Source organism: Paenibacillus sp. RC67, from assembly GCF_030020805.1.
GTDB lineage: Bacteria > Bacillota > Bacilli > Paenibacillales > NBRC-103111 > Paenibacillus_S.
On sequence record NZ_CP125098.1, the window covers coordinates 4,932,584 to 4,957,767 of the forward strand.

A 25,184-nucleotide genomic window follows, 5' to 3' on the forward strand; every position below is an offset into this window, starting at 1 on the left:
TTATGAAATTCTTATTCATTCGCTTAGCACTTTCAACAGCTTTGACATGCTTTGATTATTGGACTTACAATGGATCTATGTAGGAAGGATACATCATAGCTCTCTATTATTAATGATTTCGATATTCAGCAGCACTGAACTAACAGGGAGGAAATCATGCATGTTTAGGGAAGAAAAAGATTCATTAGGTACCATGAAAATACCCGACGAATTCTATTACGGGATACAGACTTTACGCAGTCTTGAGCTCTCTAATATATCCGGCAGACAGATCAGCCAAGACGCGCCTTGGCTCATCCATAGTCTCGCTACCATAAAAAAAGCAGCAGCGCTCGCCAATCATGAAATAGGCGCATTGGATACAGCAGTATGCCATGCCATTGTCCAAGCAACCGACGAGATCAGAGAAGGACGCTTCAAGGATCAGTTCCCTGTCGATATGTTTCAAGGAGGCGGCGGCATTGCTGTTCATATGAATATAAATGAAGTCATCGCAAACCGGGCCAATGAGCTCATTACAGGGCATAAAGGCTACAGTGCCGTTCACCCTAATACCCATGTCAATCAAGGACAATCTACGAATGATGTGCTGCCTTCCGCTATGAAAATAGCGCTTCTGTTCATGCTGGAGCAGCTAATCTCAGAAGTGAATTCGTTGAAATTCGAAATGGATCGTAAAGCCGACCAATTCAAGCATGTGGTTAAAATCGGGCGTACTTGCTTGCAGGATGCGCTTCCTCTAACCTTAGGACAAGAATTTAGCGGCTACGCTTCTTTCTTGGATCGGCAAATCCGCTTTCTGCAGGCCATCGCAGCTGAATGCCTGGAACTTCCTCTAGGTGCTACAGCCGTCGGTACGGGCGTTGGCATCCTTCCCGGCTTTTTAGATAAAGCCTATGGACATATAAGGAGTATGACCGGTAAACCGTTTACTCGAGAGCATAACTTTTTTGACGGACTGCAAAATGGGGATCTCTATTTAAAAATATCGGCCGCGCTTAAAGCGTTGGCAACAGGGCTATCCAAAATCGCATCTGATTTCCGGCTGATGTCCTCAGGACCGAAAGCTGGCCTTAATGAGATCAAGCTCCCGGCGCTGCAGCCCGGATCATCGATTATGCCAGGGAAAATTAACCCGGTCCTTCCCGAATTAATCAATCAGGTATGCTATCAAGTATGCGGCAACGACACGGCAGTTACGATGGCCGTCGAGGGTGGAGAGCTCGATCTGAATGTGTGGGAATCCATTATTACCAAATGTTTATTTGAATCCTGCACGCTGCTCACTAAATCGATTCCTATCTTCGCGACACAATGCGTTAGCGGTATAGAGGCCAATCTTGAAGTATGCCGTGAGTATTCTGAAGGCTCGACCGCTGTCTCCGCTTTGATTTCTGCCGTTTTCGATTATGAAACTGGAAGCCGAATAGCCAAGGAGGCAATACGAACCAATCAATCGGTAAAAGACGTCGTTATCCAATCCAAGCTGATGACCGAGGAAGATGCCCGTCTCCTCTTGAATCCGATCAACATGACCGATTCTAATCAGATGGATGAACTGATATACCAAATGAGAGAGAAGCTTAGGAAAGCGTAGCTTAACATAAAGAAAGGACAGACGATGAACAATCTCGGCTGTCCTTTTCTCTTTGGCTGTTAAACGAGTCGGCTTATGTTCAATGACGGCTCAATGAAATAATCGCCAGACCATATAGATGGCCGTTCCCCAGATGATAAAGGCGGATGCTTTGTTCAATCGTCTCATCCCATCGCCGGACTTGTCCATCTTCTTCATTAGGCTCCCAACGGCGCACAAACCTATGAACCACAGCCAGGATACCGCGATCACAGCTACAGTAAATGCCATTCTGTCCGAGCCTGTGTACTGGAGTGAATTCATTCCGATCACAACGATCGTATCCATTATGGCATGCGGGTTCAATAGAGAGACGGACAACGAGAAGAGCACCTGCTTGCGTAATCCATAAAGGGAAGTGCCTGAAGCTAAGCTTCCCGACTGATCGTTTTTCCAGGTTGTCCAGCCCATATATAGAAGAAATACTATACCTATTCCCAGTAGAATCATTTTCAGCCATGTAAATGTAAACACAGCGGCTGAAACGCCTAACACAGCAAGAATGACGAGCAAATTATCGCATAACGCGGCTGTTATTACGGATGGCAATGCCTGGATAAATCGCGGTTGGTTCGCTCCCTGATTAAAAATAAATAAATTTTGCACTCCTAAAGGCAGAATCAGTCCCCCTGCCAAAATGATTCCATGAACTAAAGCTTCAATCATCTTATATCCTCCGGTTGTTCTTGATGGGCTCACCCGACTATTGTAAAACAGGAGAACCAGCTTGGCTCCATCCATTTGGATGGATAAGGAACCAACCAAGTCGTATACTAAGAGATATGATCCACGACCGGAGGTAGAAATGTGACTTTGTTAGTTGAATGGCAGCCCGACCGGAAATCTGATCTTCCACTCCATTATCAGATCAGCCTTCACATAAGAAACAAAATTATACATGGAGAATGGCCTGTTGGAACCAAAATTCCATCGCAGCGGCGATTAGCAAATGATTTTGGAGTGAATCGAAGCACGGTTGTGATGGCGCTCGACGAATTAACGGCAGACGGCTTCTTGATGGGCAATCGCGGTGGCGGAACCGTCGTGGCTAGCTCAAGGGATCACCCCAGTTCTCCACCCCCGCCGGATTGGACCTCTTATGTCAATTCAGGAGTTCAGTCCTCTAATTTGCCGACTGTACAAGAAATTAATCAAGCTGAATTTCGTCCAGATATCATCCGGCTAGGAACAGGAGAATTAAGTCCCGATCTGCTTCCTCATGAAGAGATGAAAGCGGTGCTTCAAGCATTATCCTCCAATAAAACGATAACACTTGGCTATGAGGAGCCAAAGGGAAGCGCAAAATTAAGGAAACTTATTGCTCAGCATGTCGAGGGATACGGCATTCATGCTGCTCCTTCGTCGATCTTGATCGTCTCCGGTGCCCTGCAGGCACTGCATCTCATTTCTATCGGCTTGCTGCACAGAGGGTCGACGATCCTGCTGGAAAAACCCTCGTACTTGTATTCCATTCCTATTTTTCAATCTGCGGGAATGAAGCTGAGCGGTATTCCGATGGACATTCAAGGGATTAGAGCCGATCTAATCCCCAAGTACAAAAAACAATATAATGGGGCGCTGCTCTATACGATTCCTTCATTTCATAATCCGACAGGCACGGTCATGACTCGTGAAAGACGAGAACAGCTGATGCAGGTTTGCATCAAGGAAGGCTTACCCCTGATCGAGGATGATGTATACAGGGATTTATGGATCGATGAACCTCCTCCAATGCCGTTAAAAGCAGTCGATTCCAGCGGAATCGTTCTGTATGTAGGCAGCTTCTCCAAGACCGTCAGTCCGGGTCTTCGAATTGGCTGGATTATAGGCCCTGAGCCTGTTATGGACCGATTGGCGGACATTAAAATGCAAACGGATTACGGAGCAAGCTCTCTCTCTCAAGCGGCGGCCGCGCAGTGGCTTGAAAGCGGCTTGTACCAGCAGCATATTCGGTCCTTAAGGGATCGGCTTCATATGCGAAGAACGATTGCCCTTTCGGCTTTGGAGAAGCATATGGGGAATTACGCTCAATGGAATATCCCTAAGGGAGGGTTTTATATATGGGTGCATCTGTATCAGGACTTGCCTTTAAAGCTCTTGTTTTCAGCAGCACTGAAAGAAGGGGTTCTTCTTAATCCAGGCCATCTGTATGAGGGGGAGAACAGTCGACATCTTCGCATTTCTTATGCCTACGCTTCCATGGAGGATTTGAAAACAGGCATATTTAAATTATCGGTTATTATGAAGGAGATGGCGATAAGCCACCCCAACCGTTCAACTTAGAGACAATCCATGCATGGTGTAGAATCAAAGAGGAGCAGGTTCCCCCGCTCCCCTATCTCTTATAAAAAATGTTCTCTATTAGCCCCATGATCCTCACATTCCTTATAAATAAGTGCTAAAATGAATAAGGAATAAGTGAGAATCTAGAGCTTGATAGAGTCTAAAGTCAAGAATAAGGAGACATTACAAATGGACAAACATAAATTGATCAGCACCTTGGACAAAGTAAGATCTTCAAGCCCCTTAGTACATAATATTACGAATGTCGTCGTTACCCAGTTTACAGCGAATGGCTTGCTGGCTTTAGGCGCTTCTCCAGTAATGGCCTATGCCAAGGAAGAAGTGGCCGACATGGCCCGCATCGCAGGCGCTTTGGTGCTGAATATCGGAACCTTGGACGAAACGGTGGTCGAATCCATGCTGATCGCGGGAAGATCCGCTAATAAGCATCAGGTTCCTGTCATCTTCGACCCTGTAGGTGCAGGAGCCACCCCGTATCGCACCGAAACCTCCCGCCGCATCATGAAGGAGCTTCATGTATCCATCTTACGAGGTAATGCTGCCGAGATAGCCAATGTCATTGGCGAAGCCTGGACCATTAAGGGCGTGGATAGCGCAGGAGATATGGCCGAAGATATCGGCTTGCTTACGAAGCGTGCGGCACAAGCTTTTGGTTGTGTCGTAGTTGTAACGGGAGCAGATGATTATGTGAGTGACGGAACGGATACCTACAAGATTAGTGGCGGCACACCACTGCTCACTCGTGTAACGGGTACGGGCTGCCTGTTAACGTCAATCATCGGCGCATTTTCTGCCGTAGAAAAAGATTTCATGCTGGCAGCCGCCTCCGCATTGTCCTTCTACAGCGCAGCAGCGGACGCTGCGATCCTTGCATCTTCAGCGGACAAGCCCGGTACGTTCCAAATGGAATTATTGAATCAGCTTTCCCAAATGAACGGAGCCGTCTGGAGCGAGTCCATGTCAGTTAGCAAAATCAGCTGAGGATAGTTGTTGAACAAAGCGTAGATAAACCGGACGGATTACCGTTATTTGTTTATTTCCTCCAATGGCGTGTGATGACCGTAATAGGTCGCTTCTCTTTGCACAGGAGCTGTCCATTTCACCGCATTGGATATGACACGATGAACCTCTTTGTTATGGTAAGTAGGATAGGTTTCATGGCCCGGACGGAAATAAAAGATTCGGCCTTGTCCGCGGCGGTACGTGCAGCCGCTGCGGAATACTTCTCCTCCCGCAAACCAGCTCACAAATATTAATTCATCCGGTACAGGAATATCAAAATGTTCACCGTACATTTCCTCTTCGGGCAAGTCAATATAAGGGCCGATTCCCTCTACTATAGGGTGCGAAGGGTCAACAACCCATAAGCGTTCCTTCTCGTCCGCTTCTCTCCACAGCAGATCGCAGGATGTCCCCATCAACCGACGGAACAGCTTCGAATGATGTCCTGAATGCAGCACAATCAGCCCCATTCCTTTATGTATGCGCTCACAAATACGGTCGATAACGACGTCCTGAAATCCTTTATGATCCACATGCCCCCAATAAATCAGCACATCTGTATCATCCAGCTTTTCCTGCGTTAACCCATGCTCCGGTTCGTCAAAGGTTGCAAATTGAATCTCAAACCCATCCTGCTTAATTCCTTGTGCAATCGCTCCATGGATGCCTTCCGGGTATATGGCTGCAACCTCTGGCTTGCGCTGCTCTTGAATGAATTCATTGAAGATCGTTACTTTAATCATCGTAAATCGGCTCCTTTGATATGGATATGGATTTTCATTCATTGAAGTTATAACCTTCTTGTAACACCATCTTCCGCTGAATCTAGAATGGCTTGCAGCACCTGCTGATTCCGATAACCATCTAGTATAGCTGGGAAAATAGAAGATTGAGGCTCGGTTAAAGAATCTACAAAATCTTGCAGCATCACCCTCATCGGCTTTCCATCCAAATAAATAACTTTTTCCGTAAGTTCACGATCGTCCCCTTCTCTAAGCGTCAAATGTACTTCATTTGGTTTTTCAACCGATATCCTGACTGTGCCCAAATCGCCAAACAAGGTAACTTGAAATTGATTTCCCATGCCAATCGCATTTTTGTGAGTATAAAAGGTTCCCATCACTCCGCCATCCAGAACACCTTGGAATCCGGCAAAATCATCTACGTCCACTTTGGCTGCTTCCCCGGTACGCAAATCGATTCGGCTGTCAATAAACGTGCTCATCAAGCCTGACACCTGATTAAACTCGCCTACAAAAAACCGTGCGGCATCGATCATATGAGAGCCGATATCCGCTAGAATGCCAGATCCCGCCATCTCCTTGCTAAATCGCCATGTAAACTCTTTGTTGAACATCGGAGCATTTTCTTCTTGCAAATAGTGAGCTGCAATATGCCGAATCTGTCCTAGCGTCTTCTGCTCCAGCAATTGTTTTACAAATTGAAAGCAAGGCCTGTAGCGGTAAGAGAATCCAATCATGCATGGGACCGGATTGCTTTCATACAAGCTTATTAACTCATCTGCTTCCTCTACGGTTCTAGTGAATGGCTTTTCAGAGAAAATCGGTTTATGGCAATGAATCGCGTGCTTTAAAATATCGGCATGATATTTATTGGATACCCCAGATATGACAAAGTCCACTTCCGGATCCTCAATGATTGCTCGAAAGTCGGTGTATCTTTTGGACGGTGGCAAATTCAAACGATTCCCCGTTTGCTCTACCGCCTGTGTATTAACGTCACAAACCGCCACTACACGAGTATTCGAGATTTTAGATAACTGACTCATATGATAGTCGCCAATGCTTCCAAGCCCGATAAGGCCCACATTCCAAACTTTATGACTCATAGATCAAATCCTCCTATAATGTTGATTTCAAATAGAATGGCATCGTTTAAAGTTCAGCGCATGAATTTCGTTCGACGATTTTGCTATCTATGATAATATGATCCGGGAAGTCACCCTGCAGCACTTCCAGCTTGCGCATTAATAATCTAACCGACTGCGCCCCAAGCTCAGAAGGCTGTAGATCCATACTAGTTAAGGATGGGTTCGATTGAACCATCATCGAAAGATCACCGCAAATAACAAATATCGAGACGTCCTCCGGCACACGCAGCTCCAGATCTTTAATGGCGTTCATGACACTAAAAGCAGTTCTATCGTCATCAGCGATAATGGCGGTTACCTTTTTGTCGAGCATACCCAGTGTTCGAACCGTCTCTTCATACCCATAATCCATATAATCCGTCGAAAGGATGGCCGGCTTGTGGTGAATCATATGATCCTCCACTTGAATTTGATGTTCCTTCAGTGCTCGGATAAAACCCTCATTCCTAACAATGGCTACCGTCATCAGCTCATTGGCATTGAGAAACATAATGTTTCGATGCCCTTTATCAATTAAATATTTACATATATTGTAAATAATAGCTTGGTTGTCATTATCTACGCTAGGAGCATTCTCGATATTAGAATTCATAACTCTGCCCACGGTAACGAACGGAATGTTCTCCATATGCATCAGATTAATACGCTCATCTTCCGTAGTTGGGCTCATGACTACCGCTCCATCAATCGGGTAACTGGACAGGAACGGCGTCTTCACCTTATGGGCAGGAATCATATCCAGTAAAACCCGATAACCGTAATAGGACGCTTCCAGAATCACACCATTAATAAACTGATTATGAAAAGCGCTGAAGAAAAAGTTGCCATGAGGGATCGTCAACCCGATAGCCATTGTTTTCTTCGTAACCAAGCTTCGTGCAATATGATTCGGCACATAATTGAGCTGTCTTGAAACACTAAGCACTCTTTCCGTCACTTCTTTACTTGTACGTCTTTTTTGGCTAAATACATTAGATACGGTACCCTTTGAAACTTTTGCCAGTCTTGCAACATCGTCGATTTTTGCCATTTGAACCCTTACATCCTCTCGGTGATTCGTTATGCTAGCTGCTGATTCAGCTTTTCCGCTAATTCAATTAATTCTGTCGGTTCATTAATGATGTAATCGGGTTTCTCGCTATCGTCGGCATGCTGCTTAGGGTATCGGGGAGTCCAGCTTAGGAAGACACTCGTGATCCCCATTTGATTAGCCCCCTTGACATCCCTGCTCAAATTGTTGCCTACCATAATGATCCGGGAGCAATCCTGCTCGGTCAAGTCTAAAGCCCCAATTGCCGCCTTGAACATTCGTGGGCTTGGCTTGAATGCTTTCACCGTTTCTGAGTAGACCATCGTGGTGAAATAATCGTACAGACCGTTTTGCGTCAAAATATTTTTGAACGATTGAGCATAGCCGTCCGCGACAATGGCTAGTGTATAGCCCCTCTCTGCAAGAGTCTTCACCATGATGTCCGCACCTGGAATAATATCGGCCTGAATCACGATATCATGCTCATCGCGAATTTCAGTCCCTTCATCAATAATCGTATCACCGCAATCCAGAAAAATAATTAGTTTTTTCGGTTCCATGGCATTCTCTTGGCTAGAATTCATTGGATACACCCCTCAATTTCAATTCATTAGCATAATGGCAGGCTACAAAATGGTCCTCAGTCAGCTGCTGCAGCTCAGGCTCCAGATGAATACATTTATCTGTTTTATAAGCGCATCTAGGATGAAAGTGGCATCCGCTTGGTGGATTCGCAGGGTTCGGAACTTCCCCTTCTAATATAATTCGGTCTTTCTTCAGATGAGGATCAGGCTCAGGCACTGCGGACAGCAGCGCTTCCGTATAAGGGTGCTTTGGATGCTCAAACAAAGACTCCACCGTCGCCAGCTCCACAATTTTACCCAAATGCATGACCGCTACTCGGTCCGATATATTTTGAACAATAGACAAGTCATGGGAAATAAAAATATAAGTAATTTGTAATTGCTTCTGAAGGTCCTTCAGTAGGTTGATAATTTGAGCTTTAATCGATACATCCAGGGCTGACACTGCTTCATCGCATACGATAAGCCGAGGCCGGGAAATTAAGGAACGCGCAATAGCAATACGCTGTCTTTGTCCACCGGAGAAAGCATGTGGATACCTTTTAAGATAACTGACATTCAAGCCGGTCTTGTGAGCAATTTCCGTTACCTTCTCATCCACCTCGAACTTAGGCATCTTAAAGTTAGCTAATAGTGGCTCGGATATAATGTCATACACGCTCATCCGCGGGCTTAAGGAAGAATACGGGTCCTGAAAAATCATTTGGATATCTTTTCTTAAATTCTTGAACTCTTTGCCCTTCAAGGTTAAGAAGTCGACCTGCTCTCCACGTTCCGTGTTATAGAGCACTTGCCCTGAGCTGGCACTCACTCCTCTTACAATACAACGGCCTAATGTCGTCTTACCGCAGCCTGACTCTCCAACAATACTTAGCGTTTCACCCTCATATAACTTAAAAGATACGTTACTTAATACGCGGACAGAGGTAGGCTTGCGAAAAAATGTTTTTTCGGATTTCACTTGATAATCTTTATTCAAATTAACTACATCCAACAAAAGTTTGGACATGCGCTTATGCTCCTCCTCCCTCTTCCTGATGCAGAAAGCATCTCACCATATGATTGTCGGCCACATAGGTTTTCGGTACGGCTTGCGTGTTGCACACTCCATCAATCCGATCTTTGCAGCGGTCATAAAAACCGCACATCGGAGGCATATTGATTGCAATAGGAACGGTGCCTTCAATGGATTCCAGCCGCTTATGCTTATTCCCGCCTAATTTGGGCATCGAATTAAGCAGACCTTTCGTATATGGATGCTTTGGATTATAGAAAATTTCATCGACCGTCGATTGCTCTACAATTTTTCCTAAATACATGACTGCCACTTCGTCGCACATTTCTGCGATAATGCCGAGATCATGCGTTACGAGCAGAATGGCCATGCCGAATTCCTTTTGCAAGCTCTTCATCAATTCCAGCACTTGGGCTTGAATCGTAACATCCAGCGCAGTAGTCGGCTCGTCAGCAATTAACAGCTCCGGGTTACAGGATAAGGCCATAGAGATCATCGCCCTCTGACGCATGCCTCCGGAAAATTCATGCGGATATTGATCGAACCGTTTCTCCTGATCGGAAATCCCTACCTTACTGAGCATTTCGAGCGCTATTTGCTTCGCTTCTTTCTTATCCTTCGTGCGGTGGATTAAGATAGCTTCCATAATCTGATTGCCGATCGTATACATGGGCGAAAAAGCAGTCATAGGCTCCTGGAAGATCATAGCGATTTTCCGGCCCCTGATAGAACGGATTTGCTTGCTACGCGGGTTTAAAGATAATAAATTGACTGATTGGGAAGCCTTTTCCGAGACCGAATGATACACAATTTGACCGGATGTTTCGCATTCTTTGGGATTAATGCTGATGATCGCCCGGCTGGTCAAGCTTTTACCACATCCGGATTCACCAACAAGCCCTAAGGTTTTCCCTTTCTTAATTTCAAAATCAACTCCGTCTACCGCTTTCATTTCTCCATTATCCATTTGAATGCGAATTTTCAGATCCTGAACCGTAAGAAGCGGTTCTTCCATGCGGGAAGCTTGAGATGTCATCCTATCCCCTCGCTTTATATGAATATGTGAAAGCTATTATCTTTTATACGGGTCCGCCGCATCGCGCAAGCCGTCACCCAAAAAGTTAAACGTCAAAACCGTGATAATAACAAAACCTAAAGGAATCAGCTTCCACGGGTATAATGCAACGTTGTCAATCTGTTGGGCTTCTTGCAGCAGCACTCCCCAGCTTGTAGCAGGCGAACGAATACCAAGACCAAGGAAGCTCATCGCGGTCTCGCCAAGAATCATCCCCGGGATGGCCAAAGTCGTTGCAACAACCAGGTAGCTGATGAAGCCAGGCAGAAGATGCTTAACAATAATTTTTGTATCGCTGACTCCTGCTATTTTGGCAGCTAGTACGTACTCTTCATTTTTTAGCGAAATGAATTTTCCGCGCGCCACCCGAGCCAAATCCGTCCACCCGATAAAAGCAAAAATGATGACGATATAGATATACATCGTGACAACCGGTATTCGTGGCGGAATGGCAGCCGAAAGAGCCATCCACAGCGGAAGCGTCGGAAACGAACGAATAATTTCAATCAATCTCTGGATAACGGAATCAATTAAGCCGCCAAAATATCCTGAGATCCCGCCGATGATGATTCCTAAAACGAAGCTTATTGCGACACCGATCAGAGGGATGCTAAGGGAAATCTGACTCCCTAACAAAATCCGCGAGAATAAATCTCTCCCCATCCCGTCCGTGCCGAAAATAAACAATCGACCGGGTTGATCCACTCCGAACAAATGCGTCTTAGTCGGAATGAATCCGAGAAATGAATAGCTCTCACCCTCAACCAGAAACCGGACCGAATATTGGATCTTGTCGTCCTGCACGAACGTTTTGCGGAATGTGACCGGATCTCTTCCTGATTTTAATTCATGAACAAAGGGCCTGAAGTGAAATTTGCCGTCTGCATCGATAAATTTGATTTTCATCGGAGGAGCATTCACATATTTACTGTCATAGCTTTGCAAGCTATAAGGGGCTATAAACTGCGCGAAAATGGCAGCCAGGTATAATAGCGATAATACAATTAGACTGACGCGAGCCAGCTTATGCTTCTTCAGCCTTTGGTACATAAGCCGCCATTGGGAGCTATAGTAAACATCGTCGTTCTTGGCGGACTTTCTGCTCGTGATCCCTGGCTTTCTGAATATAGTTATCGTTTTCATAAATCACATCCCCCTGAACTCGGTACGAATTTTGGGGTCAAGCCAAGCTAGCAAAATATCTGAAATCAAGGTTCCTATAACCGTTAGTACAGCCATGAACAACAACCATGTACCTGCAAGATACATATCCTGAGCCAGTAAAGCGTTATACATAACGGGTCCCTGAATCGGTAAGTTCAGAACGATTGCAGTCACCGTCGATCCGGTAAAAATAGAGGTTAATGACCAGCCGATTGTACTGATGATAGGATTCATTGCTGCACGCGTCGGATATTTAAGCAATATTCGAGTTTCCGACAACCCTTTGGAACGGGCAGTAATTACATTCGGTTTGTTCAACTCATCCAGCATTTGGCTTCTCATGACACGAATCAGCTCCGCCGTGTTAGCCAGGCCAATAACGAGAACGGGAATAATCATATGCTTCAACAGGTCGAGCACCTTGCCCAGGGACCATCCGGCATTAACATATTCACTTGAAAATAAACCCAGCAGCGGATCACCGAAATATTCATAGGATAAATACATTAAGATAATGGCCAATAAGAAATGGGGAGTCGCCATGCCGAGAAAGCCCAGGGCAGAGAATATGTAATCTCCAGCAGAGTATTGCTTGACCGCACAGTAAATTCCGATAGGAATAGCAACTAAATACGTAAAAGCCATCGTTAACAGAGAAACGATTAACGTCAATGCCATATATTGCTCAATAACGGCCATTACTGGCTTGTTATAATTAAAGGAATAGCCGAAGTCAAAATGTAAAATGATGTTCTTCATCCATAATAAATACTGCACGAACCATGGCTGATCCAGCTTCAAATTGGCCCTCATCTCATCCATATCCTGCTGTGACATAACATCACCTGCGAGAGACATCTTCGATGCGTAATTCGAGACATAATCACCGGGCGGAAGCTGAATAATGTAGAATACAATAATAGAAATAAAGATAACGACCGGGATGACTAATACAATCCTTCTTAATATATAAGGGAGCATCTTATATCCTATCCTCTCCGCTTTATTCACTGCTTCCGGTTTAAGGTAACAATGGGGAATATGGATCCCGAGTCTTTTGAGAAACCTAAGAAACTAGAAACATTGCCACTATACTCCGGTAGGATATGCCCCTCCAGCCGCTGTTGTTATCAGGAAATTTATAATTAATCCGCTGTGCAGTGGTAATTTCCTGATAAGAAAGGCGAACGCTATCGCTCTTCCGAGGAATACCCTACCCCTCCCTATATAGCAATTGTCCTCGAAAAACAAGGTTTCTCAACAAACTGGGGGAATTCCCCGCTGTTATCATAAGGATTACATTAACTATTTAATAAAAAATTGCGAAGGATGCCCATGTCCTATGCTGCGGAACTCATCACAATAAATCAGATCCTTCGGTACGTTATGCATTTTATTCGATGCTACAATCAGCTTAGGCGTCGGTCCTGCGTAACCGATAACCCATTGATTCTTCTGATGAAGTTTCACGATCTCATTGCTCCACTTATTGATCTCATCCTTCGTTGCGGAGGCTTTAACTTTATTCCAATAATCGAGAATTAAAGCTACATCCCCTTCGGGTTTAACTCCCTCTTTTCCATTGGACTGTGTGTAGAGTCCATAATGTCCGTACCACGGAGTCAACACTCGAAGAGGCACCAGCGTATCCGGCCGGAAGGAAACGTTAACTACCGAAATATTTTCAGTGGTAGCTGGAATTTTATTGGAGTATTTCATTTCTTGATGTGTTCCTTGATCCACGACCTTGGTATCTACTTTAATTCCGATGGCCTCGTAGTATTTCTTGACTAACTCAAGGAACGATGCCGTACTCGTATTCGGTTCAATAATCGTAATCGTCAGATCCGAGCCATCCGCATTCAATCGGAAATTATTTTTATCACGTTTCGTTAAGCCTAAATCATCGAGTATTTGATTCGCTTTTTTGGGATTGAATTCGCTCCACTGCTCAGCCCAACCCTTTTGGTAGCCAACCAGTCCTTCTGGAACCGAAGCTTGTTGTGGTGCACCAAGTCCGTTCGTTACAATCTCCGATACCTCTTTGCGATCTACGGCAATAGACAGCGCTTCTCTGAACTTAATGTCCTGGAACAGCTTGCGCAGATTAGGGTCATCTATCGTCTGGTTCAACTCAATGCCTGCACTGGACCATGACGGAGTGTTCCATGGGATAACCCGGAAGTTAGCCTTCTTCTCATTCTCCTTCAAAACGGTAAAGTCTTTAAAATCAAAATCCAGAAGGTTGAAATCACCCGCCAAAGAGCCAAGTATGCGCTGGGCTGGGTCCTGAACCTTGGATGCTACGATGCGGTCCATATAAGGAAGCTGATTACCAGCCGCGTCCACTTTCCAATAGTACGGATTACGCTCCATAATAAATTGATCGCTGTTCGGATCATTCTTCGCTACCCAAGCTCTTAAGGTCGGAATTTGTGGGTAAATCCAATAATAATAACCGGTTGCTACTAGGAACGATTTGGTATCTTCAAAGCCCCATTTCTTAGCGACCTCAAGCGCTTTGTCGTTGCCTATAAATTCAGGCAGTATCGTTTTTTGGAAATGGGCTGGTGCAAAGAACCATTTGTTGTCAATAGCGACGCGCTCTAGAAACTGTACGCTCGGATACTTATGCTTCACCTTGAACGTGTAATCATCTACCTTGGTTACGGTTGCCAAAGCTTTATCTCCCGTTACCGGATCAACGGAGTAATACGCATCATAGATTTTTTTACCGAATGTCTCTTTCGTGAGCATGTGCTCCCAATAGAAGAGAACATCGTCTGCAGTGAATGGCATGCCGTCGGACCATTTCATACCTTTTCTTAAATAGATCGTAAATTCGGTCGAGTCTTTATTCACGTCATAGCCCTTTGCTACGTTGGGCTCTACCGTGCTGCCATCCTTACTAAAGCGGAAAAGCGGTTCTTCCGTAGGCTGACCAACAGTCCAACGATCATTGGGTCCGGTCCATGGCAGCTTCCAGTCGCCTCCGTATACTCCGGTTTCTTCTAACACTTTCTCCACCATAATTTCTTCCTTGGCTGGCATCCGTTCTGCAACTGGCTTCAAAGTACCAGAACCTACAAGTTTATTTAACATAGGGGCTTCTTTAAATGCTTCTATCTTGTCGGGAGCAACAGGGGCTGTTGTTGGAGTTACCTCTAGGGTGGTCTTAGCGCTTGGATCACTTTCGCAGGCTGTTAAACTGACTGCCAGAATCAAAATCAAACAAAGTAGAGACCAACTACGTTTCAAGATAATCCCCTCCATGATCATAACTAGCATTTCATCCTACCAAGCAAAACGTTCATCACGTTACGTTGTTCCCCTGTGCTCTTCACCTCCCTAATTCCTTAAACCGGTTTAATCTCCTATACGATTTAAATGTAAACGCTTTTATATAATGGATATACAAATTAAACCGGTTTAATGATACGATAAAGTATGAGACCGATGAAACATTTTTATGTAGTTGATCATTAGATGTTGAGTGCTGCTGCTTATATTATGTGCTTAGAATTAAACCGGTTTAATATGTACCGAAAGTAATGCGTAAGCGCTTAACCTAATACTACATGGGATTGGAAAAGAATGCAATAACTTTACAAAAATGTTACATTCCACTTATACCCGTTCTTCCTTTAAAAGCACTGAAGCCCGCCATAGGGCAGGCTTGTTCCTATCCGATTACCGAAGATCCTCATGTTAGCAAATCCTTGGCAGTAGCGTACCCGATAGCCTACGTCCAGCAGCAGCTCTTTTGCGGTATTTCACGAGTTTCAAAGGCGGACGCTATCGGGCTTGTGTCGCCACCTAACGATTTTGGAACCAGCTCACTTATATTACAATAAAAAAAGAACCAAGCTCTTCATTCACGCTGAAGTCTTGATTCTTTTTGATAGTACGGATAGTCATTAGAGCCTATATTTCAGTTTCCCTGCTTCTTCACAACTCCCATAAGACCGTGCAGCGTTCTGACAAAATCGGCTCCGGACAGGCGTCCCAATCCCCCATAAGCACATTCCATTTCATTGTATTCCATAACCCGATCTCTACGGATACTAGGCCCATAAATAAGAATGGGAACCGGGTCGCCCGTGTGTTCTCCTATTTCGCAAGGGGTGGAATGATCGGCAGCTAATGCAAGGTAAGTGTCATCGGGCAGCATTTGCAGAATAGCCCCAACCATCTGATCAAACAGCTCGATAGCTCTTGCTTTCTCAAATGGCAAGTTGTCATGCCCCTTCACGTCAGGCGCTTTCATATGCACATAGACCATATCTTGGTTAGCTATTTCCTCGATTGCCCATTTAGCTTTTAATTGTATATTCGTATCTATATTCCCAGTCATACTGCAATCCGTAATCGTACGGAAGCCTGCTAGTTGGGCAACTCCTAGAACGGTGCTTTCCCCGGCAATACAGCTCCCCTTTATTTTAAGCTTATCGGTGATAGGCTCTAGCTCCGTCATTTGTCCGGCTCCACGGGTCAACAGAAAGTTCGCAGGCCTTTTCCCTTGTTCCATGCGCTCTGCATTCACCGGATGAACCGATAAAATATCATGCGCCTTCTTCAGGAAGCTATTTAAAACAACCGCCGTTCTATGTGCCTCTTCCGATTGGTCCAACGGTTGTACCTCATGATATGGCACTCCATCATTAGGAGCCTTGGGGTCTGAATCGCTGATCTTATCACTTAGTCCTTCTCCGCGCATAATTAGTACAGCCCGATGTTCTGTAGCCGCTTTTACATCAAAGACAACCCCATCGATTTCTATGCCGCTAACAGCAGCAGCTATTGGATCTGTTCCTTCTCGTATCCGACCAGCCCTGCGGTCAATGACGATTCTATTCTCATCCACCGTGGCCCAATTACACCGAAACACAACATCACCCGGCTGAATGCTCATACCAATTCCTAATGCTTCAACCGGTCCGCGTCCCGGATAATGTTCCGGCTGATATCCAAATAAAATGAGATGGCCCATATCGGTGCCTACTGGAATTCCTGGGGCTATTAAATCCATCATTCCCGTAGTTCCTCTTGCTGCCAGCCAATCCAAATGAGGTGTTTGGGCATATTCCAAAGGTGTTTTATGATCTAATAAAGGATGTGGACGATCCCCTAATCCATCTGCAATGGCCAATAGTACTTTTCTTTTCAGCATGGTTTCCTCCGAATATATTTATAATCCCAGCAGCTTAAACCAGGTAAAAATCGATAAACTAATTACGCTTGCCCCAATAAAACAAGTCACTATGGCATACTTCACTTGATCCAACACGGAAAAATATCCGGTTCCAAAATAAATCGTATTGACCTTCGAATGTGGCGGAAGCGTTATAGTGTAAGTCATCGTCATAGCAGCAGCTAATGCCAGAGGAACTGGGTCCATGCCTAATGACTTGGCCAATGCAATGAACGCCGGAATTAAAATCGTGACACGCACGGTTTTACTCGTGAAAATGAGATGGCTGTACATACTCAGGAACACTACTACCACATAAACCAAGGCATGATTCATATGCTCCAGTCCGAGGAAGCTCACGACATTTTTAATAATCCATTCTGCACCCTTCGACTTATCCAATGCATTGCCAACGGCGTACGCACCAGCAGCGAATATCATGAGTTCCCACTTGATGTTTGCTTCCTTCCAGGTCAGCACTCCTATCCTCGGGAGCAAACAGAAGAGTGCTGCAAGAACCGCTGTCTGTTCAGTACTGATGGCAAAACCGAACCAGCCCTTCTGATAATCTCCAGTGGCCCACAGGATAACGGTACTAACAAAGATGATTAAAGCTTTCTTCTCATTTAAAGAGAACGAGCCTAGCTTCTTCAGTTCATCCTTCAGCGTATCCATCGCATTCTGAAAGTTGGACTCACCCTTTATAGAAAAAAGCTTAAGACCTATAAAAAATGTCAGAAGCATCGTGATGATTGCCGTAGGCATAGATGCCAGCAGCCAATCGATATAACCGATGCTGCCTCCCGCTTGTTCATTGATAAATCCAACGGCAATGATATTTCCCGAGGTAGCAGTCATTATGCCTGAAGTAGCAACCGCATCGGCTTGAACGCCTTGCAGCATCATCACTTTCCCAAGGTTGCTTTTACCCGGTACGGCTTTATACACTTCCAGCAAAATCAAGCATATAGGTACCATCAATGTAGCTCTGGCAGTTGTCGAAGGTACGAAAAAGGCAAGGACAAAATTAATAATGATAAGCACAAGCAGCGTCTTTTTCGGTGTTTTTCCAAAGGATGTGACCATCCACAAGGCGAATCTTCTTCCCAAATTAGACTTCATCATAGCCGAAGTAAGAATAAATGCTGCAACCATTAACCAAATCACGTCGAAGCCTAAAGTACCGAATGCCACATCCTGATCTTTAACCGCTCCAACTAAAGGAAGCAGCAGAATGGCAATCATCGATGTTAAATAAATAGGTATAGGTGTGGTAATCCAGAGAATGAGGGACCCTGTAAAAATAGCAATCGATTTTTGTGCTTCTGCGCTCAATCCTGCCGGGGTAGGCATGAAGAATAATACTAGTGCAACAATAACCGCAAGGGGAACTCCCCACCTTTTCATCCCCTCTTCCAGCCTGCTTTTCTTTTCAAGAGGCGGCTCTTTGCCATTCCTCTCTAATGATGCCAAGTCATTTGCCATTCGATCATTCTCCTCATTGTTCGTCATGTTATCGCTTTCAATTTCATTGCAATTTCATTATATTTGCCGTATTGTTATTATACAATTTGATTATTTTTGAATAACCATAACATTTCCTTATAGTAAAATCATTAAAAAAGGGTGTGACAAAAGTTGAACGTTAATAAATTGCAGACCTTTATTACTCTTTCAGAATGCCTTAATTTTACCGAAGCAGCAGAACAGCTCTATTGCTCTCAACCCTCTGTAAGCATGCAAATCCAAAGCATTGAGGAAGAATTGGGAGTTCCCCTTTTTGATCGAATCGGAAAAAAGCTCTACTTAACGAAGCAAGGCGAGCATTTCAAACCCTATGCGGAACAAATTATTAACCTGCTGCACTCGGCCAAGGACCATATCAGACAGCTGGAGGATTTATCTTACGGAACTTTATCCTTCGGTGCAAGTAATTTTGTTGGAGTTTACTTACTCCCCCGATTATTAAGGGAATACTCAACGAAATTTCCAAACATAAAAATCAATATGAACATCACGTCATCCAATCACTTGATTCACATGTTGGACTCCAACAAGGTTGAGTTCCTGATTTTATCGGATCGGGTTATCCTGGATGAATCAAGTTATCAGCGAACGACCTTTTATGAGGATGAACTGGTTCTTATCGTGAATCCGTCACACCCACTGGCACAAAAGGAGGAGTGTACGTTGGCCGATTTGTTCAACGAAACCTTTATATTAAAGCCTGAGAAATCAGCTACACGCAGTTATTTGAGTGAACAATTCCGAATGAACGGATTTGCCCCCTCCAACTATATGGAAATCAGCAATCTGGAAGGGATCAAGCAGGGGGTTATTCATGAACTGGGTGTATCCATCGTTTCCAGCTTTGCTATTCAGCAGGAAATAAATAGCGGGTTACTCGTTAAGATACCTATCAAAGAAATTCAGTTTCTTAGGGGAATCAGCTATGTTCATCATCGCAATAAACACCTGTCACCGGCAGCCAAGCAATTCATTCCTTTATTGAGCCCGAACGTGCAGCCCGTTTAGGTTAACAAAAAAACCTCAATTTCCACTTTTCGAGTGAAATTGAGGTCTACCTTAATGAGATTTCAATCCTATGAATAAGCGGCCAGCAAATAGTCGATAATCTGATTCTGTCCAGTAGGCGACCAGCTCATGCCAATCCAATTCGGGGTGAATCGAATCTGATCTTTACGCACTGCCTTCATCGTGCTCCACCCTTCGCTAGCGAGCAGTACTTTGAAATTTGCTTCATCTGCGGGCTGAATGTGATGCTTATAGATCAGCAGATGGTCCGTTTCGAAGGGGGGCATATTTCCGAGCGCATACTCCCTGCTCCGTTCATGCTGCGGTACACAGCTACCGGGCTTCAGGCTAAGCTCCTTATAGAGCAAGTGATTTAAGGGATGATCGGTCATACCGTAAACGCGGAACTTGCCATAATAGAATCGCATGATGGATAGCGTTTCATTTCCGATCAGTTGAGATAGCACTTCTCGAGCATAATTAACCTTTAGTTCCATCTGGTCGAAGTTATGCTGTGCTTCTTTCTCCCGGCCTACCAGCTCGGCAATTCTCCAATGATTTTGGCGCCAGTCCATCGTGAAGTCGAAACAAATGGTCGGAGCAATGTCCTTCAAACGATCGTAGAAAGGCAAGTGCCGATAGTCGGACAAAATCATATCAGGCTGCGCTTCACGCATAGCATCCAATTGAACCTGAACGAATCTTTGATACTCTTCCGCATCTAGTTGTTCAATGGTATATCCGTTCATTTCATACAAGGCTTCGGTCCCCAAGGTGCGGAGATTTTCCTGGTATCTATAGCAGGAAGCTACTCCCACTCTCAGTTGCTTGCGTTTCATATAGATGGTAGGGGATAGACCGATGGTTCTTTTGAATATACGGCTAAAATAAAATTCATTCCCAAACCCGACAGATTCGGCAACTTCCTGGATCGAGCAATCCTGCTTCAGAAACTCCTTAGAGCTTTCAATCCGAATTTGATTCAAGTATTGGACCGGCGTGATCCCCTTAGCCTTCTTGAAGCTTCTGGAATAGGACGTCTCGGTTAAGCCGGCAATATCCGCTAACGTATCCAGCTTAATTTTCTCGTAATAATGCTTGTACATATACCCGATGCTCTCGTCGATTCCATTGCTCGATGGTTCTACTCCTCTCTGCTCTGGTAATTCCTGAAGCAGGTCTTGGATGAAGCTTTGAAAAAGGGGCTGGACTTCAAAAGAAGTAGACAACGACTTCCCCTTACTTGCAGCATACAGCCGTTCTACTCGTTCAAGCCATACTTTTATATGCTGAAAAGGCAACTTCCCCAGAGGAAATAAGGCTTCATTGCCCTTCGAGACATCGCATGACCATTTGCCTTTCTTCCTAGTTACCGTAACAGGACGCAGTGTCAGCAAATAATAGTTCACATAATCGGACTCCAGCATGACTTCAATCTCCGTAGAAGGCTTCAAATAAAATATTTGATTAGGATCTAGGGGAATCATTTGATTTTGAATCCGCACCAATCCCTTACCACCAGTCACAACGCATAATAGATCAGAAGGAATCTTTGGAAATTGCAGGGTATGGTACTTACGGTACCGTCGTTTATGGATAGAGGAGAGGAAAATCAGGGGATATTGTAAATTCGACATCTGCACCATCACACTTCACCTTCTCCAACAACATTGAGAATCATTATCACCTATTGTAGTATAGATGGTTTTTCTGCTGTTGGGAAGGGTTATTCAAGTGCATTTTTTAATTTACGTATGTTCTACAATAGTCAACCGCTCTTCGGCTGAAGTGCGCGGCCTTGCAGGTGGAATAACTTCTGGATAGCCAACGTGCAGCACACCAACAATTTTCTCACCCGGCTGCATTCCGATAGCATTCCTAAATTTGGGATCGTAACCGTAATTATTCGTTTTCCAGACGACACCAAGTCCCTGCTCCCATGCTGCAAGCTGGAAGTTCTGAATCAGGCTGCAGACAGCCGCATAATCCTCATCCCATACTTTTTGCCTAGGATCCTCTTGCATGACAATAACAAGATGCGCCGGGACCTGCATGAAATACTCCATTTTCTTGTTTCCATGCTTCTCCCGATCTTCGGCCGAATAGGTCTGAACCATCGCCTGGGCAAGCTTGGCTCTCCCTTCTCCCTGAAACAAGATGAACCTCCAAGGCTCTCTGTGTCCATGGTTCGGGGCCCATACCGCCACATTCAGCAGCTCCGTCAACAGTTCAGCGGAAACCGCATCACTCTTGAATAATCTAACGGTTCTTCTCTGCTTAATCAGCTCCGCCACACTTCCTGCCTGCTTCGTATCTGTCCTTGTCATACTTGTACAGCCTCCCTGTTCTCGATTTCATGTTTTAAAAGTTATGCACATTGACTTGCTTGCCCATCCTATCTTGAGTTCCGTCTTGCATACAATAAATAGATAAAAAATGGCGCTCCTACAGCGGAAGTAAATACACCTACAGGGACGTCCAGCGGGAGAAAGAAGGTTCTCCCTACAAGATCCGCCAACATGACGATAGCGCCGCCTAACAAAGCGGAGACAGGCAGCACATTCTCAAAGCTGGAACCGACCAGCTTGCGCGCCATGTGCGGTGCAATGAGCCCAACGAATCCGATGCCTCCAGCTACAGCAACGGCTGAGGCGGCGAGTGCGACACTGACGAGCAGAAGGAGGAGCCGATTCAGCTCGACTGAACTTCCTGCTCCGGCCGAAATGTCATCCCCAAGCTGTCCGATATTGACATGGCGAGCGAGCACGAAGGAAAGCGGAAGCAATATAATCGTCCAAGGCAGTATCGTCAGGACGTTCTCCCAATTGGTGGCATACACCGATCCAGTTAGCCATAAATACGCTTGGCCTGCATCGTTTTTGGGGCTGAACATAATCATCATCGTGGTCGCCGCTGACATAAGTGAAGACATGCCGACGCCGACCAAAATAAGTCGAAACGGGGTTATGCCGCGTTTCCATGCTAGCAAGTACAATATTATGGAGACGACGGCGCCTCCCAGTATGGCTGCAAATGGCAGAAAGCGAATGCTCACGCTGCCAGCGAAATAAGTAAGAAAACCTACAGCTGCAACAGATGCTCCCCCCGTCACTCCCATAATATCCGGCGAAGCGAGCGGATTACGGACGATGCCCTGCAGCATTGCTCCTGACGCAGCAAGCGATGCTCCTGCCAGTAAGGCAACAATAATTCGCGGAAGCCTCAGCTTCTGTATGACCATCGAATAATCGTCAGAACCAGCTCCGATAATACCAAGGATGGCATTCCACGGAGAAATATTCAGTTCTCCCATCCCGGTGCTAAGGATCACAATAAGCAAACAAGTTAATAGAAGCCCTAGCGAGACCCACAACGTTTTCTTGTGCATAAGAATGGACAGACTGCCTTGCTTTGAGCGAAAAGGGATATATTGTTTCATGATCGTGATAACCCCTTTCGCGCAATGTACATGAAAAATGGGGCGCCAATAATCGCAGTCATGACGCCAACAGGCATCTCTTCTGGTATCATGATGAAGCGCGCTATTAAATCGGCTGCAAGAAGCAGAATCGCTCCTAGCACTGCGCAGTAGGGTATAACCCAACGATGGTCAACACCTGAAAAGAATCTCGATATATGCGGGATGACAATTCCTATGAAGCCGATAGGGCCTGCTACGGATACAGAGCCTCCAGCCAATATAACGATGATGGTCCCAGCCGTCACTTTAATCCAGATCGTCTTCTGTCCCAAGCCTTTAGCCGTATCCTCTCCCATCATCAGGAGATTCATATCCCTCGCGATGGCCCATGCCGCCACCCAGCAAATGACCATATAGGGAAGAACTGCGATTAAATTATCGGGTGATCGTCCCGCTATGGTACCCGTTAGCCAATAGAGCACCGTGTTCAGTCCTTGCTTATTCAAGACGAGAATGCCTTGGGTAAAGGAAGAAAACAAGGCAGTCATTGCCGCTCCGGCTAAAACAATCTTTAGCGGAGTCAATCCGTCACGACCAACCGACCCCAGTACATATACAATGACTGCCGCTCCAGCCGCTCCTATAAAGGCTAATACCATCAACACTTGCATGGATGAAACCGAGAATACGACAGCCCCCAATACGACGAGAAAGGAGGCACCGGCATTCACACCAAGCACACTAGGTGCAGCAAGCGGATTGCGCGTTAAGGTCTGCATGAGCGCTCCGGCAATAGCAAGACTCGCACCAATCGACGCTGCAATAAATGCCCTTGGTATCCGGGTTGTACGGATAATGACTTGATCCGTTACTTCTTCATTGTAATGAAAAGCTGCTTCCCAAGCCGTATGCCAGCTGTAGTTCGTAGCACCGAACAGGATGCTCGATACTACACACAAGAGCATGACGATACTGCCGATCAGCAACCCGCTCCACTTCCATCCATTTGTAAGTTTGCTTACTGTCATCCTAGAATCTCCCTGTGATGCACAAATGAATGAGCACCCAGCTCATTCATTTGGCATTCTAAACTATTTAATATCGAAGTATTTGTACAAGTCGTCCAGCAATGCTTTTGCTGCCAAGGCACCGCCGCTTAAATTCCAGGACACGACGTCAACCTTGAAGTATTTATCGTTCTTGACCCCTTTTAGGCCCTTCCATAGCGGATGAGATGTCCAATCGTTCTGTGATTTCGCATGATTAGGATCGCTTGTGCTCTGTGTGATGTCGAAAATGAAGTCTCCGTCGAGCTGAGACATCTGTTCTTTCGAAGTTAAGTTGACCACGTTCTTTCCTTCCACCTGCTGAGCTTTTGGCCGACTAAGTCCAAGCTCTTTAAATATCGTCCCTGCAAAACCTGTAACATAGATCCGTGCGCTGCCATCTTTCTCGAAGCGGATAAGCGATACTTCTGTATTCGCCAGCTTATTACCAACCTTTTGCTTGAATTCAGCTACACGTTTATCCCAATCGCTGAAGAATTTCGCTGCTTCGTCTTCTTTGTAGAGTGCTTCGGCAGTGATCTTCATGTTTTCTTTCCAATCAAACAATTCCTCCATAATAATCGTAGGGGCGATGCTATTCAGTTGGGGATAAATCTTTTCATCGCGTGTTTTTTGTCCGATGATCAAGTCAGGCTTCAAAGCCATAATGGCTTCCACATTCGGCTGAAGCTCATCACCCAAGTTCTTGACACCTTCCATCTGAGGGCGCAAATAGTTGTACCAAGGCTTTTGATCCCAAGATTCAACAGCCCCGACAGGCTTCACACCCAGTGCGATTACAATATCTACAGCGCCATTGAACAACACAACGACGCGTTCCGGTTTCTTTTTCAACGTAGCGGTACCCATAGCGTGCTTAATCGTCTTCTCTGTATTCGCTGCTGTGCTTTGCGTCGGCTTTCCGCCATCTGCCGAACTGCCATTGCTTTTCTCTCCGCCTCCGGTTGCACTCGATTGTCCGCAAGCCGAAACTGCCAGCGCCAAGAATAGCACCAATATCATTTTAATAGCTCTCATCTGTTTGCTTCCCCCCGTAAATAGATCCTCTTCAGCTGATACTGATAATTATTATCAATTATAGGAGGCGTGCTTCCCCTTGTACATATCTAATTTTAGCCGTTTCTTATACTGAATTTATCTAAGCCTTGTCCTGTACTTGATCAAAGAGCCCTTTCTTCAAGAACAATCATGTCCTCAAATCTGCATTGGCCCCCTGCATTACCTTAATAAAAGAAAATGACCGAATCAGTTTATGATCCGGTCCATGGA

The 25,184-nt window shown here is 45.3% G+C and carries 22 protein-coding genes; 5 read left to right on the plus strand and 17 right to left on the minus strand.

The genetic code is table 11. From position 1 onward, the window contains the following. Positions 1 to 160: 160 nt before the first annotated feature. A complete protein-coding gene (locus QMA13_RS22610) occupies positions 161 to 1,597 on the plus strand; it encodes an aspartate ammonia-lyase (RefSeq protein WP_282935998.1) in 1,437 nt (478 codons plus the stop codon). Between the two features lie 90 nt (positions 1,598 to 1,687). Here QMA13_RS22610 and QMA13_RS22615 read toward each other — a convergent pair whose 3' ends face one another. Further along, the gene (locus QMA13_RS22615; RefSeq protein WP_282935999.1) at positions 1,688 to 2,302 is read right to left on the minus strand and encodes a LysE/ArgO family amino acid transporter; all 615 of its coding nucleotides are present in this window, start codon (positions 2,300 to 2,302) and stop codon (positions 1,688 to 1,690) included. A 147-nt stretch (positions 2,303 to 2,449) separates the two neighbouring features. On the opposite strand from QMA13_RS22615, the gene QMA13_RS22620 reads away from it, so the two are divergent. Then, the gene (locus tag QMA13_RS22620; RefSeq protein ID WP_282943513.1) at positions 2,450 to 3,919 is read left to right on the plus strand and encodes an aminotransferase-like domain-containing protein; all 1,470 of its coding nucleotides are present in this window, start codon (positions 2,450 to 2,452) and stop codon (positions 3,917 to 3,919) included. 189 nt (positions 3,920 to 4,108) lie between these two features. Next, entirely contained in the window at positions 4,109 to 4,921 is an 813-nt protein-coding gene (gene thiM / locus QMA13_RS22625) for a hydroxyethylthiazole kinase (protein ID WP_282936000.1), read from the plus strand. A gap of 44 nt (positions 4,922 to 4,965) precedes the next feature. Here the strand turns inward: thiM and QMA13_RS22630 are convergent, their stop codons facing one another. The 9 genes from QMA13_RS22630 to QMA13_RS22670 all read right to left on the minus strand — a co-directional run bounded on the left by QMA13_RS22630 (position 4,966) and on the right by QMA13_RS22670 (position 14,959). Continuing rightward, complete coding sequence (locus QMA13_RS22630; RefSeq protein ID WP_282936001.1) at positions 4,966 to 5,685, minus strand: ThuA domain-containing protein; 720 nt, start codon at positions 5,683 to 5,685, stop codon at positions 4,966 to 4,968. Positions 5,686 to 5,732: 47 nt separating this feature from the next. Further along, positions 5,733 to 6,791 carry a Gfo/Idh/MocA family protein gene (locus tag QMA13_RS22635; protein WP_282936002.1) on the minus strand — a complete coding sequence of 353 codons (1,059 nt, stop codon included), beginning with the start codon at positions 6,789 to 6,791 and terminating at the stop codon, positions 5,733 to 5,735. A gap of 46 nt (positions 6,792 to 6,837) precedes the next feature. Further along, positions 6,838 to 7,863 carry a LacI family DNA-binding transcriptional regulator gene (locus tag QMA13_RS22640; protein ID WP_282936003.1) on the minus strand — a complete coding sequence of 342 codons (1,026 nt, stop codon included), beginning with the start codon at positions 7,861 to 7,863 and terminating at the stop codon, positions 6,838 to 6,840. Positions 7,864 to 7,892: 29 nt separating this feature from the next. Then, positions 7,893 to 8,447, minus strand: coding sequence for an HAD family hydrolase (locus QMA13_RS22645; protein WP_282936004.1), 555 nt, complete (start codon positions 8,445 to 8,447; stop codon positions 7,893 to 7,895). After that, positions 8,437 to 9,456, minus strand: coding sequence for an ABC transporter ATP-binding protein (locus QMA13_RS22650; RefSeq protein ID WP_282936005.1), 1,020 nt, complete (start codon positions 9,454 to 9,456; stop codon positions 8,437 to 8,439). The genes QMA13_RS22645 and QMA13_RS22650 overlap by 11 nt, the downstream gene beginning before the upstream one ends. A 4-nt stretch (positions 9,457 to 9,460) precedes the next feature. Beyond that, positions 9,461 to 10,498 carry an ABC transporter ATP-binding protein gene (locus QMA13_RS22655; RefSeq protein ID WP_282936006.1) on the minus strand — a complete coding sequence of 346 codons (1,038 nt, stop codon included), beginning with the start codon at positions 10,496 to 10,498 and terminating at the stop codon, positions 9,461 to 9,463. Positions 10,499 to 10,534: 36 nt separating this feature from the next. Next, positions 10,535 to 11,680: an ABC transporter permease gene (locus QMA13_RS22660; protein ID WP_282936007.1), complete on the minus strand. Its 1,146-nt coding sequence runs from the start codon at positions 11,678 to 11,680 to the stop codon at positions 10,535 to 10,537. Positions 11,681 to 11,683: 3 nt separating this feature from the next. After that, complete coding sequence (locus QMA13_RS22665; protein WP_282936008.1) at positions 11,684 to 12,712, minus strand: ABC transporter permease; 1,029 nt, start codon at positions 12,710 to 12,712, stop codon at positions 11,684 to 11,686. 294 nt (positions 12,713 to 13,006) lie between these two features. After that, positions 13,007 to 14,959 carry an ABC transporter substrate-binding protein gene (locus tag QMA13_RS22670; protein ID WP_282936009.1) on the minus strand — a complete coding sequence of 651 codons (1,953 nt, stop codon included), beginning with the start codon at positions 14,957 to 14,959 and terminating at the stop codon, positions 13,007 to 13,009. A 320-nt stretch (positions 14,960 to 15,279) separates the two neighbouring features. Here QMA13_RS22670 and QMA13_RS22675 point away from each other — a divergent pair, with 320 nt between their 5' ends. Further along, complete coding sequence (locus QMA13_RS22675) at positions 15,280 to 15,555, plus strand: hypothetical protein (RefSeq protein WP_282936010.1); 276 nt, start codon at positions 15,280 to 15,282, stop codon at positions 15,553 to 15,555. A gap of 77 nt (positions 15,556 to 15,632) precedes the next feature. Here QMA13_RS22675 and QMA13_RS22680 read toward each other — a convergent pair whose 3' ends face one another. Beyond that, on the minus strand, positions 15,633 to 16,871 hold the full coding sequence (locus QMA13_RS22680; protein ID WP_282936011.1) for a 2,3-bisphosphoglycerate-independent phosphoglycerate mutase: 1,239 nt from the start codon (positions 16,869 to 16,871) through the stop codon (positions 15,633 to 15,635). 18 nt (positions 16,872 to 16,889) lie between these two features. Then, entirely contained in the window at positions 16,890 to 18,377 is a 1,488-nt protein-coding gene (locus QMA13_RS22685) for an SLC13 family permease (protein WP_282936012.1), read from the minus strand. A 153-nt stretch (positions 18,378 to 18,530) separates the two neighbouring features. On the opposite strand from QMA13_RS22685, the gene QMA13_RS22690 reads away from it, so the two are divergent. Continuing rightward, positions 18,531 to 19,427: a LysR family transcriptional regulator gene (locus tag QMA13_RS22690; RefSeq protein WP_282936013.1), complete on the plus strand. Its 897-nt coding sequence runs from the start codon at positions 18,531 to 18,533 to the stop codon at positions 19,425 to 19,427. A gap of 68 nt (positions 19,428 to 19,495) precedes the next feature. Here the strand turns inward: QMA13_RS22690 and QMA13_RS22695 are convergent, their stop codons facing one another. The 5 genes from QMA13_RS22695 to QMA13_RS22715 form a co-directional block, all read right to left on the minus strand. Continuing rightward, complete coding sequence (locus QMA13_RS22695; protein ID WP_282936014.1) at positions 19,496 to 20,953, minus strand: helix-turn-helix domain-containing protein; 1,458 nt, start codon at positions 20,951 to 20,953, stop codon at positions 19,496 to 19,498. A 222-nt stretch (positions 20,954 to 21,175) separates the two neighbouring features. Further along, a complete protein-coding gene (locus tag QMA13_RS22700; RefSeq protein ID WP_282936015.1) occupies positions 21,176 to 21,754 on the minus strand; it encodes a nitroreductase family protein in 579 nt (192 codons plus the stop codon). Between the two features lie 68 nt (positions 21,755 to 21,822). Next, entirely contained in the window at positions 21,823 to 22,866 is a 1,044-nt protein-coding gene (locus QMA13_RS22705; RefSeq protein ID WP_282936016.1) for a FecCD family ABC transporter permease, read from the minus strand. Further along, positions 22,863 to 23,876, minus strand: coding sequence for a FecCD family ABC transporter permease (locus QMA13_RS22710; RefSeq protein ID WP_282936017.1), 1,014 nt, complete (start codon positions 23,874 to 23,876; stop codon positions 22,863 to 22,865). The genes QMA13_RS22705 and QMA13_RS22710 overlap by 4 nt, the downstream gene beginning before the upstream one ends. A 63-nt stretch (positions 23,877 to 23,939) precedes the next feature. Beyond that, a complete protein-coding gene (locus tag QMA13_RS22715) occupies positions 23,940 to 24,932 on the minus strand; it encodes an ABC transporter substrate-binding protein (RefSeq protein WP_282936018.1) in 993 nt (330 codons plus the stop codon). Positions 24,933 to 25,184: the final 252 nt, after the last annotated feature.